A 15,005-nucleotide genomic window follows, 5' to 3' on the forward strand; every position below is an offset into this window, starting at 1 on the left:
ATCTTGATTTTTAATAGATTTATATATTCATTTTATTCAAACCATTCCGGGTTGTCTTCTTTCAGCATCTCAACCAGCTCGTCATCCGGCAGCTCAAGACTTCCGGCATCGGTGAAGAAAAAAATCTCATCGTATAATTTCTCAGCCTCCTTACTCGCAAAGCCCTCGTTCTCGCTGTCGAAACTACCGGGCTGGAGTGCGTCAAGCAAACCTGTTGAGCCGATAAGGAGTTCTTCACCTTCATTTGATTTCACCACACGGCAAGAATAAGTTCTGCCGGCAAATTCCACCTCTTTCTTTTTCATCGGTCTATCACTTTAATGGTATGTTTCTCCCGTGTTCTTTCAGGTACTCCATGATACATTTCGCTTCCTCGTGCGAAGCCATATTGCGTTCGTCGTACCTGCGGCTGTCATCCGCCATAACCTTGATGCACTCTTTAATCAACCTATACAGGCTTTGCTGCAGTGTCGGGTGCATGGTCGGTATTGCTGCTGCAAATCGAGCCGGATTGAAACTGTAATTGTTGACTGCCATTTCCCAGTCTTTAGCGAGACGGTACTCTCTGCTTTCTTTGATGTCCTTGTCCATAATTCTGATATTTAACGATTTTGTTTTTCTTCCCTCTGTTCGGCCTCCTTTTCGGAGGAGCCGCTTCGGGATTTACGGTGCATCGAGAGACGGTCGTCAAAGCCTCTCCCGATGTTTTTTCCTGCCAATTACTCTTTCAGAGAAAGGAAGAATTTGCAGGAAATGCACTTCAAAACGGAGGGAACAGGCTCGACCGCCTACATTCGCACCAGTAAAGTCCACGCGGCGACGGGAAGGACGACGAAAGAAGAAATGACTCTCATGTCAATACAAGAGGGAAAATAGAAAGGGATAAGGGTGGTGGCGGGGGCTTATGACGGACGGCGTTAAAACAGGTGCCGCTATAAAGGTTCCCGGAGCGGCCGATGGCAGAATACGGCCCGTGCCGGATTCCGTCATCAGCCACAGATCCGGACCGGAGTGCTTACAGCAGCCCAGGGCTGCCGTCGTGCATGAAGGTTTTATAACAGTCTCCGCCTGGCGCACATGAGGGCGGCAGTATAACGGGATTTGCCGTGAAAAGAGATGCTGTCAAAGCATCCCTTCGTCCGCGTAGCTCAGATAGCCTGTATCCGAGAGGATGATATGGTCAAGGAGAGTGATGTCAAGGATTTCGCAGGCTTTCTTGAGTTTGCTTGTGATGGCATTGTCACTGGAGCTGGCCACCATGTTGCCTGACGGGTGGTTGTGGCTGAGGATTATGCCCGAGGCATGGGCCAGAAGAGCCGTCTGCAGGATGATACGGACATCCACAACGGTCTGGCTGATGCCGCATTTTGATATGCAGGAGAGTCCGAGAAGCCTGTTGGCTTGATTGAGGAACATCACCCAGCATTCCTCATGATGCTGCATACATTCATCGTATGCCTCCTTGAAGATGTCGTAGCTCACTCTGGAGGAGTTTACCAAGGTACGTTTTGCAGCATCGGCATCCTTGTAATTTACTGAAATCTGAGGGAAAGAAAATGTATTCATAATAACGAAGATTTAAGGTGAAACAATTTTTTTCGCCCGTGCACAGCTCTGTCTGGACTTCGTGCAAGATTTTGGGAAAGAATACTATCCGCAGGATTGGAGATTGTTTCCCAAATTCACCCGGATCTTGCGTTTGTCCGGAAAGATGCTGTAACTTCGCTGAAAACAAATGTTGAGACTACCGGGGTATTATAAGAGGTCCGGCTATAAAGGTTATCCGGGCCGGCCGATGACGGAAGACCGCCCGTGCGGCCTGTAGGAATCAGCCAGAACCCGGTCCGTACTGTTTCAGCAGACGGAGACTGCCGAAAGACAGGGAGGTGTATAAAAAAGGTCAGGCGGCGCCGGTCTGCCTCCGGCACTCAACAGAAAAGCAGGACGGATTTCTCCGCCCTGCATCTGAAATCAACTATGAATTATGGTCAAGCAGCAACCTCTTGGGATTGAGGTTGTTTTTCGTTGTCCGCATCGGTTTCAGTCTGCTCTGCTTCCTGTTTGGCCTGTTCCTGCACCAAAAGGACGGCTTTCTTTTCTTCGATGCGCTGATGTCTTTTTTCGTAAACTTCATTATGTCCGTTCTCGATGTCGGCAAGTCTTTCCGGCATGTGTTTTCCTGCAAATTCAAGCAACATGTCGGCTATGGCGTTGCTTCCGTATGCGTTCTTGAAATTCTCAATCAGGAAATCCCTGCGGATGACGGCTTTTGCCTTTGGGGTAAGATTGGCCACAATATTTGTCTTGTCCTCGTTGGACAGATAGGGCGAATGTTCTCCCTCTATGCCAACGGCGGCAAAGTGTTCCTTTCTCAACGATGAAAGCAGGAAGAAATAAATCATCTTTTCTTCGTCAGCCCCGAACTTGGTTTCGGTCATATCCACTTCCAAAATCTGTTTTTTGGTATCTTCCACGGTCTTTTCCCTGGCAATCTCCTTGTTTCGCTTGTCCTGCTTGTCCAGTTTTTCAATCGGGGAAAGCTGTTCCTGTCCTGCCTGTTGTCCACTGACGGCATTCATCATGGAATTCTCCACATAACATTTGACAATGTCTTCGTTCCCAATCCGTGCGAAGAGCGATATTTCGCCTACTTCTGCCCTGCGTACAAGTTCCTTGCCCTCTTCCATATAATCGTTCATATCCTGCTCATACTCAACCTTGGCTTCCTTATATTCGTCTTCCGTATCATATTCTCCGGCTTCAGGCTCTTCGGGAAGTGTCGGGTAGTCTTTGTATCTGCATTGCAGTGCCACAACCTCATAGCCCATTTCCTTGAGGCGATTAACCGCATCCGCATTATAGCAATATGCGTCATGGCTTAGAGATAGTGCAGGATAAGCCTTAATGGTCTCTATTGCCTTTTCCGTCAAAAATGCGGCATTCATTTCATCAAGACAGCCTTTGTTGGCGCATTTTCCGCATGTTCCCTCACAGAACAATGTCATGTTGTTGGTATTATGGGGGCATGACAGGCAAAGGGTCTTGTCAAAGTTGTAGCGTTCAAGGTCTGTCGTGAAGTGGCGCTCGATGTTCTTTGCCACCTCGGTCGCTTTCATGCCTCGCCAACTGCCAAACATGATACCCTCTTTCAAGTGCTTGTCGAAAACCTCTCTCTGGATGTCCTCGCCATATCGGCAAATTTCGCTTGCCACGCTGATAGTGATTTCATCCTTTTCCAACAATTCTGCTATTTCGGGGATAAGGGAGACGAACTTCAGTCGGGTGCGGATATAGGTCTCGTTCTTGCCGAACTGCATGGCCAAAGACTGAATGTCGTGCCGTCCGCTTTCTATCAGCCTCTGATAGGCGTTTGCTTCCTCGATAGGGGTTACATCCTTGCGTTGCAGGTTTTCCGTCACCGCCATTTCTTCGGCGGTCTCGTCCGAAACATTCAGAACGATTGCCGGAATTTCTTCCAGTCCTGCCATGAGTGAGGCACGATACCTGCGTTCCCCGAATATGATTTCAAAGCGGTTCTCCGCAATGGGACGCACCCCGATAGGCTGGAGGACGCCCTGCTGACGGATGCTTTCCGCCAATTCCGCAAGGCTTGCTACATCAAAATTCTTGCGTGGGTTATAGTTACTCGGCTGAATATCTGCCAAAACTACTGATACGATGTTCTTCTCTGCTACTGATTGAATGTTCATTGTTTCCATAATTCATAAATTTTGATTTGTTATACATTGATTTTCTGATTACTGCTATTCCTGTTGGTTGGTGTCATACTCGTACATTTGCGTATTGTCGTACCCCCCGAACGATAGCCGGAACGTGTCGAAGTCTTTCCTGCCGGCCAGCCTTACGGTATCGTTCTTTCCGATGAAATAGGGTTCAAGCATTGTCCGGAACGGTGCGCCGAGCGTAGTCCTGTCTGCCAATGTGCAAACCTTGTCGGGTTGTTGGGGCATGATATAGCCCAGTGCATATTCGTTGTAAACTACCAATCTTATTTTATCCATGTCGATGTCAATTTTGAATTGTTTTTTTATTTCCCTCTGGTCGGTTCTTTTCCCGTTTGAACCGCCTTGGGGTTTTATGGATGCGGTTTACAGCTGTCGGTACAGCTTCATACGACGGCTTTTCCTGCCAATTACTCTTTCACAGAAAGGAAGAATTTGCAGGAAATGCACTTCAAGCCGGAGGATCAAGCGCGACAGCAGACCTTTGCATCTGATAAAACCAAGGCCGGTGCGGCGGGAATGAAGCCGGAAAGCGGTAAAAGATGAATTATAAAAGAAATGTTCTATGGAACTATAAAAGAAAAAGATTACCGATAATTTACCGGTAATCTATAATATAATAGGGAGATGTCTTCTTGAAGAAGATGACATATATAAGAGGTTGTCCGTCTTTAGTAGGATAGTGAGAGATCTTTAAGCATGACAAACTCCTCTTCAGTCTCATGGATGATCTTAAATCCAAGTTTTAGATACATTCGGACGGCATAGTTCGCCTTTTGTACGGACAGAGAGACGCGACTATATCCTTTGCTCTCAAGTAATCGAAACATTTCACGCATAAGATGGCTTCCTATGCCTTTACTCCTGTATTCCTTATATAGGGATATGGAGAGCGATGGGGTCCTGTCATCCACATGTCCGTAATCATTCATAATACGTACCCATACTGCACCGACCACTTTCCCTTCACAGTCTGCGACCAGACAAAAGTCATCTTTTTTCTTTCCGAAGTCCTCAATATACAGTTTCAGTTCAGGTAAATCCACCACGTCCTTTGAGGGCGGTTTGACTCCTTCAGGGATATAAATCGCTTCGTAAAGAAATTCTCTTAGCAAATGGTTCTCACTACCTTGCAAATGGCGTATTATATACTTGGCCGATCCGTTCATTCTTGTTCACATTTTCTTTTCAGGTCAGCTATATACCGTTTCTGCTGTAATTTCAAATACAACAATGCAAAAGGATATAACCACCATTTCTTTAGGTTAATTGACTCTGTAAAAATCACTTCCGTTCCATTTTCAGCCTGTCTGAAATGTCCCGTCCACTCCCCGGAAAAGTTCACATTATCCATAAGAAATGAATATTTTAGAAAAGGCTCTATAACAGTAACAGTAAAACAGGTGACATAGCCTTCATTACTTATCTCCCTGAAATGGCGCTCGTCGGAAACTTCTATGTCCTTTATGTCACTTCGCCATGAATAGTCGTAAAGTGAAGTGACAGAATGCCAGACAGATTCCAAATCAGCCTGTATAAATGATTTTATCGTAGTTCTTATCATGGGACATTTTTATATTTCTCTTACCGTTTTTTCCAGTCCTCTCTGGTAAGCAAAGTAAAATGTTCTGTACGGATATCTCCTAACGGAGAAGTCTTTCCTTCTTCTGTGTGATGGTACTTGAATCCACATTTTTCCATTACCCTGCGGGATTTGATGTTTCCGTCATAATGTCCACACCAGACCCGTTTCACATCAAGTTCGACGAAGCAACGCTTCAACAAACGTTGTACGGCTTCCGGTATAAGTCCCTGTCCCCAATAAGGAACACCTATCCAATATCCTATTTCTGCATCTCCATCCTGCATATCCGCACTGTGTACGCCATCAGCGAACATAATTCCGACACTGCCTATCGGTTCATTGGTTTCTTTCAATACTACAGCGTATGTCTCGGGTGCAGAAAGGATATCGCGTATTATTTCTCTGCTGTTTTCCACAGATGTATGAGGAGGCCACCCGGCAATGGGGCCGATAGCAGGATCTTTGGCATAATTATAAAGAGACTCTGCATCGTTTTCTGTCCAGGGACGAAGTATCAATCTTTGTGTTTCCATATTCATCGCTATACAAGTAATTTATTGATTTCCTGCTGCAAGCGATCCAGGAACTTTGCAGCATGTGCCCCATCCATTTGAGTGTGATGGAATTGGAATGAAACCGTCAGTGTCGTCCTGAAGAACCCCTTACGGTACTTGCCCCATATTATAAACGGATTGTTGAAGATACCGCTGTACATACCTACCGCACCGTCAATTTCATATTGGGCCAGTGCGGAAGTTCCTATTACCATGCTTTCAGTCAAGTCGTGGTTCTCACAGCTTTGTGCTACTTCCGTTGTCAATTTCAGATAATCTTCATTGAATAGCTGCAAATCATCAGAAAAGGGCACATCGCATGAACTGACCTCATTGTCCTTGTTCATAACAATGGTATTAACCGCAATGGCATCATATTGCATCAATTTGTCTCCGACAGGCAGCATATAAAATTCCTTGATACCGCTTGCCGCCTTGCCGATGCACCAGCACATCAGCATATTGAATTTCATACCTGACTTTTTGCTGATTTTGACAAGACGACTGACATCCAAAGTCTTGAAAAATGTAACCATCGGCATCGGGGCTTTCATCCAAAGCTCAAATGCGTATGCACGGGTGGTTTCTTTGGGATTTATTTCTCTCATAGTGCGTCTTTCAAATTTTCAATCATTTTTCATGCTTCTCCAGATATTCTCTCATGGCCTCGTTGACGATGTCACGGAGAGACATGTTCTTTTCGATGGCCAGGTATTTCATCCTGGTATGAATGCTCTTGTTAATGACGAAGTTGCAATGCACCGCTGGTTCCTTTTCCGCCTTGGCCGGAGCCGTTTCTTTTTTCTGCGGGGATTTTTTGGTTGATGAAAGCAGCCCGTCAAGGCCGCTTTTCATACCGTCTTTCAATAAATCGCTTTTGCCCATATTGTTTTTACTTTAGTTTCAGTACCTCCAGCGCCAAGTCCATATAATCCTTGGCCCCGTTGCTGTTTTTGTTATACTCGAAAATGTTCAGACCCTTGATAGGGGCTTCCGCCAGAGCCACGTTGTCCCGGATGACGGTCTTGAACACCTTGTCGCAGAAAGAATCGTTGATGAGCTCGGACACGCTTTTGTTAAGCGTCTTGCGCTTGTCGAACTGGGTGATCACGATACCTCCGATGCTCAGTCCCGGATTCAGGCGTTGCCTGACGATTTCAACCACATTAGTAATCTTTGCCATACCGCGCATGGCGAGGAACTGTGCCTGGACCGGGATAATCAGGAAGTCCGCCGCGGTAAGAGCATTGAGCGTGAGCAGTCCCAGCGATGGCGGACAGTCAATCAGTATATAGTCGAATTTCCGGCTGTCAAGCAGCTTCGCAATCAGCCCTTTCAGTATCAGTTCCCGGCCAGGTTCGTTGATAAGTTCCGATTCGGCAGCCGACAGGTCAAGGCATGAGGGAACAATGGCAAGGCCGTTGTTCAGTTCGACCAGCGGCAAAGGGTATTCGCCCTTCATCGCCCCGTACACGGTCTGTTCTTCCTCGATGGACAGGCCGCAGGATTCCGTGAGGTTTGCCTGACCGTCCATGTCGATCAGGAGCACACGTTTTTTCTTCAGCTGCAGTGCGGCAGCGAGATTTATGGTAGTGGTTGTCTTTCCGACCCCACCTTTATGATTCAGAACTGCTATAATTTTTGTCATGATTCAGAGTCTTAATGTTCTGGTACAAAGATAATACTATTTTTAGTCTTCACTACAATTAGTATTTACTATTTTACTACTATAACATATTTTAGTATCGTAGTATTTACTACTCTACTAAAAGACTTAGCCACTAAATGTAGTATCTACTATTTTTCGTAACCCGGGATTTACTAATCTCCTAAATTACTACAATTAGTAAATACTACATCCGTGACCGTTTTCCGGAAGATGTCAGAACGGAAGGTCTTCCTCCCCGTCCTGTGGCATGTCCGCCGGAGGAACTGGTGCGTTATCGGCAGCTGCGGCTTGGCAGTCGGCTTCGGAGGTTGTACCTTCCCGCTTACCGGTATTGATGAACTCCAGGGCATCCGCCGTGATGGAGAGCTGGATCTGGCTGTCGCCGTTTTTGTCCTTCCACAGTGAAGTTGACAATGTTCCCCCGACAAGGACCATGCGCCCTTTGGTGAGGTATTCGGAGAGGCGGATATGGTTTTCCTTGTTGCTGCGTACCCTTACCCATGTGGTAACGGCGTTTCCGTGCGAGAAGTCATCTACTGCCATGTCAAAAGCAATAAACGAACCGTGTGTACCCTCGATAACCTGACAATCCTTTCCGATGCGACCGATAGTGTGAATGTATAGCATAATTTGAAAATGTTTTGCGGCAAGGTGGTTAGTCCTGCCATTACCTGTGACTTTGTTTTTTTCTTCCCTCTGGTCGGATCCTTTCTGCCGGACCGCCTTGGGGTTTTATGGTGCATGACAAGGATGTCGGTACAGCCCATTCGACGTTTTTTGAAGCAAAATACTCTTGCCCGGCAAGGAAGATTTTCCTTCAAAATGCACTTCAAAACGGAAGAATCAGGCGCGACAGCCTACATTCGCACCTGATAAAGCCTACGCGGCGGCAGGCAAGGAATGACGAGAGAAGGTAATCCCGATACAGATATAAAAGGCAGAATCGTCCCGTATATATAAGGGGATGTTTATAAAAGTGATGAATGACGGCTTGGGTGGGTAAAAAACGGTCTGCCGAGCAAACAAAATGGGGACTCTTTCTGCTTGTGACATGCCGGAGACACGACGGACAGCACAAGCAGAATGTGTCACCGTTTGCCCATGACGCCGTCGGCCCGGAAAGGAAAGCTGCGGACAAAAGGCGGAATGTGCCGGAGCAACAACCAGGCAGGATGCCCATATAGCGGAATACCGGTTGTTTCGACAGGTCGAAGCTCCGGCATGAAGCGGTATGAAGCAGACTGCCGTTGATCGGGCACAGCCTTCCGTACCTTGGAGTGGAGGGCGGACCGCGGCACAGACATCATACCTTAATTTCGGGTAGGGAAAGCCGCATATAAAAGGAAGAAAATACAGGAAAGGTATCCATATAAAAGGACACTGGCAGGCAAGGCCATGAAGGCAGTCCCGTATGACCGCCTTCTCCTGCCTGTCAATCAACAAAGTTGAAATACCTGTCGCAAAGCTCTTTCTGCTTCATGAAGCGTTCGCTCTGATAAAAATCCACCTCGGGGTACTTGCAGAAACCGGAAACGGCGTATCTGCCGGTAGGGGTACATAAACCGTAAAGCATGAGCCAGTCGAGAACTTCTTCCCCGTTGTTGTTCGTGTCGATGAACTGACACCCGGCACTGCGTTCCGCACCAGGCAGATTGACCGTGATGACAGCTTCCGACTCAAATTCGTTACTGTCTTCTACATACGCCAACAATGCCAGACAAAGTGGTGTTCCGAGTCCATGCTGATAATACGTGACAAACGGAAAAACCCATTTTCCGTCCTTGCGTAACAACGTCAAAGTCTTGCCGTCAACAACCACTTCCCTTTCTCTGATTTCATTTTCCATAATGCTATCATTTTTTAAGTTTACTTTTTTCTTTCCCTGCTTTCGGTCCTTAAAGACCTTCGCCGGATTTATTTTTCCGCATCACGAAAGTGATAACGGCAACCGGACAAATCTGGCGACAGAAATACGCTTCTCCCCGAGAAGGAAGATTTCCGTCGGCCACCGCAGGCCGTGAGGATTTGCAAGGTGCAGCTGTTATCCGTTACTTTCGCGGAACAATAAGCCGGAAGGTCAGGACGGACTGCAAGGACAAAGATATAAAAGGATTGAAAGACAGATATAAAGGGAGGCGATAAAAAGGGAAAAGGAGGATAAAAAAGGCAGATGCCAGCCTACAAAAGCCAGCCGGCCCCGGCAGGACGAAACACAGGAAAACCTGCCCGATCATCACGACCGGACAGGCAAAAGGTTAAATCAATGAATCACGGTCAGGCAGCCCTGACAGTGTGTTCTTCTTCGGGAACTTCGGACTGCGGACGCTCGGCTTCCTTGAGTGCCTCGTCAATCCGCTGCTGCAATTCCTTACATCCCTGTTTCAACCGCTCCAGTTCTTCCGCCTTGCTCCACTTCCGGGCGGTGATTTCCTGCAAGGTCGGTATTTCGTGCTGCAGCATGGCTATCTGTTTCTGCTGCTTCTCTATCAAAGACGGCATCCTTTCAAGTGCGGCCTGCGGGTATCGTGCCGATTCGGCAAATCCCAACGGCAGGGCTCCCGACACGCCACAGCGGTATTTCAGTCCGCTTACGCCCTCTACAAAGAAAGCGTTACGGTCGAACGAACCGGAAAGGGTGTACTCGCTGCGGACAAGCAGGTTCAGCCCCATATAGCTGCCAATGGTACGGTAAGCCTCGCCCCTGTATGTCTTGGCTATGCGGTGCAGTTCACGGCCTGTCTCTTCCCGGGTAGCCTGCTGCAGATTGAGCAACAGCGTTTCCCTGTTGCCGCTATAGGATGCGATATACTCCATATCCTGCCCAACCTGCGCCACGATGCGCTCTGCCTTGCCGACAGCTTCCGTGTTGGCCGCAATCTTACGCTCCGCACGGATGCGCTCTTTCTTGAATATGGCCTGTTCTTTCTCCAGCTGCATGATTTTGTTGTCGAGCTTGGCCTTGTTCAAAAGGTCAGTATTTCCTGAAAGGATAGCCACGAACTCGGCAAAGTTCATTCCGCTGTCCTCGTCCATGCAGTCCTCGTCGATGCGGCGCACGGCAATAGTGCCGTTGTTTATCTGGTTGATAAACATCTGCTTGTTTTTGAGCAGGTTGAACTTGTAGGCATCCAAAGTCTTCTCTGTTCCATAGATGATTATGTCCACCACGTTACCGCCCCAGAGTTTCACGGTGTTGCCCTTGCGTACCGCACGACCGTTGCGCTGCTCCATGTCGGCAGGTCTCCATGGTATCTCCAGATGATGCACCGCCACAGCCCGCTGCTGGGCGTTCACTCCTGTACCGAGCATGGATGTAGAGCCGAAGAGAACACGCACCCTGCCGCTGTTCATATCCTCAAACAGCCGTTTTCTCGCTCTCTCCGTGGTAGCGCACTGGATAAACTGGATTTCGTCAGCCGGGATGCCGAGCCGTGCCAGTTTCTCCTTGATGTCGGTATAGATGTTCCACTCGTTCGGCTTGTAAGTGGAAAGGTCACTGAAGACAAACTGCGTACCCTTATTGGCCGCCGAGCGTACATAATAGTCATAGATGGTCCGGGCGCAGATGGAAGCCTTGTTGTCCGCATCGTCGTGGAATTTGTTACCCAAAAGGCGCATGTCGAGAGCCATCTTGCGTGCCACATTGGTAGCAATGAGCATCTTTGCCTTGTCGAGGTTGTCCGGCTCGATTGTGTCAAGCCCGAGGTCTTCCCAGTTTCCACTACCTGCAAAGGAAACGAGACGTCCGATCATTTCTTCCTGCTCGATTGTCGGCGCATGAGAGAGGAAGCGGACATTTTTCTCCGGCACATCAAGATGTATCATGTCGGCTGTACGGTAGTCGGTGATTTCACGCAGGAACATCGCCAGTTCCGGCACTTTGATATAAGTGCGGAAACGCTCCTTGCGTTTGATTGCCCCTGTCACGTTCAGCTCATAGTCGGCTGTCTTTTTGGTAAATATGGCCGCCCAGGCATCGAAACAGCTAATCTGCTGACGCTTGAGTTCACGTGGGCGCAAATACTTGAACATCACATAAAGCTCTGTCAGCGCATTTACCACCACCGTACCGGACAAAAAAGTCGCCCCAAGGTCACGGCCTGTGCGGTGCTGGATGTCACGGATGGCAAACAGCAGGTTCATCGCCCTTTGCGAGCCTTTTGTATTGCCGATACCTGCCACCCTGTTGTGGCGTGTCTGGAACATGAGGTTCTTGAACATGTGGCATTCATCGACAAAGATGTGGTCTATACCCATTGAATGAAAGTCCACGGTATCATCCTTGCGGTCGTCCAGTTTTGTACGGAGTTCTGACAGCTTCGCTTTCAGATTTTCCTGTCTCACTTCCAGCCCTTTCTGCATCTTGCGGCTGCGGTAGCGCATGGTGGACTGTTCCAACACTTCAAGGCTTCGCTCCACATCGTAAAGCTCTTCTGTGAATATCTCTATCATGGTTTCCTCGGACTGCGGTATCTTGGCGAACTGGTCGTGTGTCAGGATGATGCAATCCCAGTTGTTGTTCTTGATTTTGGAAAACACCTCTTTGCGGTTGGCCGGTGTGAAATCTTCCTTGCCCGGGTACAGGACTTTTGCGTTCGGGTATGCCTTGCGGAACGTGTCGGCAATTTCGTGTACATTCGCTTTCAGGCCGATAATCAGAGGCTTCTGTACCAATCCCAGACGCTTCATTTCATAGGCCGAGACGCACATAATCATGGTTTTGCCTGTGCCTACTTCGTGCCAGCAGATACCACCACCGTTCTGCTTAATCATCCAGATTGCGTCTTTCTGCGACGGGTAGAGTTCGTTGTACGGGAACTGCTCAAAGGAAAGCTGCGGAAAGGTCTGTGCCGAACCGTCATAGGCCGGACGGACATAGCAGTTGAAACGCTCGTTGTATGTGCGTACCAGTTCATCCCTGACTTCCAGAGGACGGGCATCGAGCCACTGGTTGAAATTGCTGCGGATTTCCTGTATTTTGGTGGCCGCTTCCTGAATGGCTTCCTCGTCGGGCACACGTACCTTGTCGCCGTTGCGATACACTTCTTTGGTTATCTCCGGCACTGTGTCATGCAAGGCATGGACAAACAGGTCTTCACCGTTGAAATTGCGCACGGAATAGGTGTTGTATGCTGCCGGGGAGTAACCTTTCAGACGAACTACATAGGTATCGTTGACATCAAAGTACATCACTTCGGCTTCCACCCCGAAAAGTTCTGCCGCAAAGTCGGCGTAAAGCTGCGGGTCAATCCAACGCTCGCCCATGTTTATATCCAGCTCTTCATAGGGAATTGTTTCGGGCGTTGCGTTCTCCAGTGCCCTTGCGGAGATTTCCGTCCAATCCCTTTCCCTGCCGGACAGGTCATCAAGGCAGGATGTGAGTTCCTTGTACTTGTCAACCACATTTCCGGCAATGAACTTGCCTTTGTGTTCCCATTCATCCGTAACAGGATTGTAGAATATCTCGCCCTGCAACGCTGCGATTACATCTTCATCAGACAGGCCGGTAGAGCGCATGATGTAGTCCATTTCCACCTTGCCGTAGAAATTGAGGCTGCTTGCCAGCGCTTCCGACGGCTGTAGAATACGGTCAGTCGCAATCTTAGTGAAAGCCACTGGCTCACGCATGATGTCGGCCTTGACTATATCTCCGCCAAGCTGCATTTCGATAGTGAACACCTCGACACCGAGGCTGTCAAGCATGATAAACTCCTTGTTGTCGTTCTCATGGAAAAATCCCCATTTGGCTACAAAGGCATCATAGAGGGTGTTTAGCCGCTCACGTATGGCAGTCTGTTCAGTCTGCAAATCCCTTTCTTTCGTAGAAAGCATGAAATACGCTTCACGGACAGGGAAATAGTCGGCTGCACGCTCCATATTGACCTTTCCCTCGTCCACCGGAACGAAATCCACGGCCACATCGGTATAGTGGCTTGACTTGCGGAACACGACCGTACCAATCTGCCCCTCGAACATTACCAATGTACCGCTTTTCATCCAGTCCTCGAGTTTTTCCGTGTAGGCTCTCCGTCCTCTGTTTACGGAGAGTGCGGTCGTCTCCTGCATCCCGAACAGCGACATCTGCACGGACGCTTCGCCCTGCTGTCCGAAAAGTATTTTGCGGAAATACCGGTCAAAGTCGTATTTGAGCAAAGCGGAAAGGTATTGTGCCATGGCCGCATCAGAGCCGAGCCACTGGTGTTTGCGTACATATTTGCCGTGCTGGTTCATCACGATACGGCTGTCGGTCGCCAGTACGGTCTTCGGCATGGAAAACAGCCTGTTGGCGTTTTCAGTCATCGTTCCGTTCATGTCGTACATTTCCTTGGCTACCTGCAAAAACATCTGTTCACGTGCGGAGAGTGCCGTCTTATTGGTATGTTTCTGGAATATGAGCAGGTCGCTGCCCACCTCGATACCGCTTGTCTGCATGAAAAGAGCGTCAGGCAAACGTACTGCGCTGATAAGGTCGGCATGGTTCACCAGATACTCACGTACAAACTTATTTCCTGCCGTGTCGGCCACACCTCTTGAAGTGACAAAGGCAAGCAGACCGCCCTCGGAAAGCAGTTCCATAGCCTTGACAAAAAAATAGTTGTGAATGGTCTTTGTGGCCTGTTCGTAGATACCGCCCTTTTTCCACAGGTCGGCATCGAAGACACGGAAGTTGCCGAAAGGAATGTTTGACGCAATGACATCGAATTTCCGATGCTCCAGCTCCTGTGTGCCTATCGTTTCAAAGCCTGCCGTTACGGTGGTTGCGTCCTCATGCAGCAGCGAAAGTACAAGTCCTGTAATGGTGTCTTTCTCAAAAGCATAGCTGCGTGTGCCGGGCATGGCTACAGGCAGGAAACCGCCGATGCCTGCGCTCGGTTCAAGAAAACTTTGCATCTGCAAGCCGTTGGCAGAAAATGTCTTGTGTATCTGTGCCGCCACTGCGTCAATCAGGAATTGCGGCGTATAGAACGCTGTCAATACAGATGACTTGATGCTTTCAACAAGTGAACGGCAAGCTGCCTCGTCACCCCCTGCAAGTGTCCTTAACGCATCCAGCAGACGGTTCAAAAGCCCGGCAACCCCTTTGTCAAGCGGCTTGTCCGTACCCAAGTCCAGTACATCCTTGATACCGCCGAAACCTGAATACTGCGCCAATACCTGTTTTTCCTCTTGCGTGGCTGTCCTGCCCTGCGAGTGGATAGCTACTGCTGTCTCTATGGCCTTGATGTTGGCCGATAATGATGTCAATTTGTTGTAACCCATGATTTAACCTATTTTTTTCCCTTTTTTCGGCCCGTTTGCGGCCGCAGGGATTATTTTTCTGCCTTGAAAGGTGGCGGTGGACATCCGCCATGGCCGGTAAGGAAAAATACGCTCGACAGCCGGAGAGGAAGATTTTTCCGAGACCCCACGGGCAGAATGCCGGCATTGGCAGGAATGGAAACCGGCGGTTACCT

At 48.7% G+C, this 15,005-nt stretch carries 15 protein-coding genes; all 15 read right to left on the reverse strand.

What is annotated here, in order from left to right; all coding sequences use genetic code 11:
• Positions 1 to 32: 32 nt before the first annotated feature.
• The 15 genes from B5F77_RS07960 to B5F77_RS08040 all read right to left on the reverse strand — a co-directional run bounded on the left by B5F77_RS07960 (position 33) and on the right by B5F77_RS08040 (position 14,811).
• Positions 33 to 305, reverse strand: a complete 273-nt coding sequence (locus tag B5F77_RS07960; protein WP_005807122.1) for a hypothetical protein — start codon at positions 303 to 305, stop codon at positions 33 to 35.
• Positions 306 to 312: 7 nt separating this feature from the next.
• Positions 313 to 591 carry a hypothetical protein gene (locus B5F77_RS07965; RefSeq protein WP_005807124.1) on the reverse strand — a complete coding sequence of 93 codons (279 nt, stop codon included), beginning with the start codon at positions 589 to 591 and terminating at the stop codon, positions 313 to 315.
• 531 nt (positions 592 to 1,122) lie between these two features.
• The gene (locus B5F77_RS07970) at positions 1,123 to 1,566 is read right to left on the reverse strand and encodes a JAB domain-containing protein (protein ID WP_005807125.1); all 444 of its coding nucleotides are present in this window, start codon (positions 1,564 to 1,566) and stop codon (positions 1,123 to 1,125) included.
• A gap of 422 nt (positions 1,567 to 1,988) precedes the next feature.
• Positions 1,989 to 3,719, reverse strand: a complete 1,731-nt coding sequence (locus B5F77_RS07975; protein WP_008781600.1) for a ParB/RepB/Spo0J family partition protein — start codon at positions 3,717 to 3,719, stop codon at positions 1,989 to 1,991.
• 45 nt (positions 3,720 to 3,764) lie between these two features.
• Positions 3,765 to 4,022: a hypothetical protein gene (locus B5F77_RS07980; RefSeq protein ID WP_005807128.1), complete on the reverse strand. Its 258-nt coding sequence runs from the start codon at positions 4,020 to 4,022 to the stop codon at positions 3,765 to 3,767.
• Positions 4,023 to 4,414: 392 nt separating this feature from the next.
• On the reverse strand, positions 4,415 to 4,912 hold the full coding sequence (locus B5F77_RS07990) for a GNAT family N-acetyltransferase (RefSeq protein WP_005807130.1): 498 nt from the start codon (positions 4,910 to 4,912) through the stop codon (positions 4,415 to 4,417).
• Positions 4,909 to 5,307, reverse strand: coding sequence for an SRPBCC family protein (locus B5F77_RS07995; protein ID WP_007215998.1), 399 nt, complete (start codon positions 5,305 to 5,307; stop codon positions 4,909 to 4,911). Before B5F77_RS07995 ends, B5F77_RS07990 begins: the two co-directional genes overlap by 4 nt.
• 20 nt (positions 5,308 to 5,327) lie before the next feature.
• Positions 5,328 to 5,867 carry a GNAT family N-acetyltransferase gene (locus tag B5F77_RS08000; protein WP_005807134.1) on the reverse strand — a complete coding sequence of 180 codons (540 nt, stop codon included), beginning with the start codon at positions 5,865 to 5,867 and terminating at the stop codon, positions 5,328 to 5,330.
• A gap of 2 nt (positions 5,868 to 5,869) precedes the next feature.
• Positions 5,870 to 6,490 (reverse strand): CatA-like O-acetyltransferase, family 2, encoded by a 621-nt coding sequence (locus B5F77_RS08005; RefSeq protein WP_005807135.1) that lies wholly within the window; start codon positions 6,488 to 6,490, stop codon positions 5,870 to 5,872.
• Between the two features lie 22 nt (positions 6,491 to 6,512).
• Entirely contained in the window at positions 6,513 to 6,767 is a 255-nt protein-coding gene (locus tag B5F77_RS08010) for a hypothetical protein (protein WP_007215995.1), read from the reverse strand.
• A gap of 7 nt (positions 6,768 to 6,774) precedes the next feature.
• A complete protein-coding gene (locus B5F77_RS08015; protein WP_087329674.1) occupies positions 6,775 to 7,530 on the reverse strand; it encodes a ParA family protein in 756 nt (251 codons plus the stop codon).
• Between the two features lie 234 nt (positions 7,531 to 7,764).
• The gene (locus tag B5F77_RS08020) at positions 7,765 to 8,178 is read right to left on the reverse strand and encodes a single-stranded DNA-binding protein (protein ID WP_087329676.1); all 414 of its coding nucleotides are present in this window, start codon (positions 8,176 to 8,178) and stop codon (positions 7,765 to 7,767) included.
• 461 nt (positions 8,179 to 8,639) lie between these two features.
• Entirely contained in the window at positions 8,640 to 8,858 is a 219-nt protein-coding gene (locus tag B5F77_RS08025) for a hypothetical protein (protein WP_140392841.1), read from the reverse strand.
• 125 nt (positions 8,859 to 8,983) lie between these two features.
• Positions 8,984 to 9,397: a DUF4313 domain-containing protein gene (locus B5F77_RS08030; protein WP_087329680.1), complete on the reverse strand. Its 414-nt coding sequence runs from the start codon at positions 9,395 to 9,397 to the stop codon at positions 8,984 to 8,986.
• Between the two features lie 428 nt (positions 9,398 to 9,825).
• On the reverse strand, positions 9,826 to 14,811 hold the full coding sequence (locus B5F77_RS08040) for an N-6 DNA methylase (protein WP_087329682.1): 4,986 nt from the start codon (positions 14,809 to 14,811) through the stop codon (positions 9,826 to 9,828).
• Positions 14,812 to 15,005: the final 194 nt, after the last annotated feature.

Source organism: Parabacteroides sp. An277 (assembly GCF_002159645.1).
In the GTDB taxonomy this organism is placed as follows: domain Bacteria; phylum Bacteroidota; class Bacteroidia; order Bacteroidales; family Tannerellaceae; genus Parabacteroides.

Coding starts and splice junctions, on each gene's coding strand:
- B5F77_RS07965 (WP_005807124.1), bottom strand. CDS start 591: ATGGACAAGGACATCAAAGAAAGCAGAGAGTACCGTCTCGCTAAAGAC.
- B5F77_RS08005 (WP_005807135.1), bottom strand. CDS start 6,490: ATGAGAGAAATAAATCCCAAAGAAACCACCCGTGCATACGCATTTGAG.
- B5F77_RS08010 (WP_007215995.1), bottom strand. CDS start 6,767: ATGGGCAAAAGCGATTTATTGAAAGACGGTATGAAAAGCGGCCTTGAC.
- B5F77_RS08000 (WP_005807134.1), bottom strand. CDS start 5,867: ATGAATATGGAAACACAAAGATTGATACTTCGTCCCTGGACAGAAAAC.
- B5F77_RS07970 (WP_005807125.1), bottom strand. CDS start 1,566: ATGAATACATTTTCTTTCCCTCAGATTTCAGTAAATTACAAGGATGCC.
- B5F77_RS07995 (WP_007215998.1), bottom strand. CDS start 5,307: ATGATAAGAACTACGATAAAATCATTTATACAGGCTGATTTGGAATCT.
- B5F77_RS07990 (WP_005807130.1), bottom strand. CDS start 4,912: ATGAACGGATCGGCCAAGTATATAATACGCCATTTGCAAGGTAGTGAG.
- B5F77_RS08040 (WP_087329682.1), bottom strand. CDS start 14,811: ATGGGTTACAACAAATTGACATCATTATCGGCCAACATCAAGGCCATA.
- B5F77_RS07960 (WP_005807122.1), bottom strand. CDS start 305: ATGAAAAAGAAAGAGGTGGAATTTGCCGGCAGAACTTATTCTTGCCGT.
- B5F77_RS08020 (WP_087329676.1), bottom strand. CDS start 8,178: ATGCTATACATTCACACTATCGGTCGCATCGGAAAGGATTGTCAGGTT.
- B5F77_RS07975 (WP_008781600.1), bottom strand. CDS start 3,719: ATGGAAACAATGAACATTCAATCAGTAGCAGAGAAGAACATCGTATCA.
- B5F77_RS08030 (WP_087329680.1), bottom strand. CDS start 9,397: ATGGAAAATGAAATCAGAGAAAGGGAAGTGGTTGTTGACGGCAAGACT.
- B5F77_RS07980 (WP_005807128.1), bottom strand. CDS start 4,022: ATGGATAAAATAAGATTGGTAGTTTACAACGAATATGCACTGGGCTAT.
- B5F77_RS08025 (WP_140392841.1), bottom strand. CDS start 8,858: ATGATGTCTGTGCCGCGGTCCGCCCTCCACTCCAAGGTACGGAAGGCT.
- B5F77_RS08015 (WP_087329674.1), bottom strand. CDS start 7,530: ATGACAAAAATTATAGCAGTTCTGAATCATAAAGGTGGGGTCGGAAAG.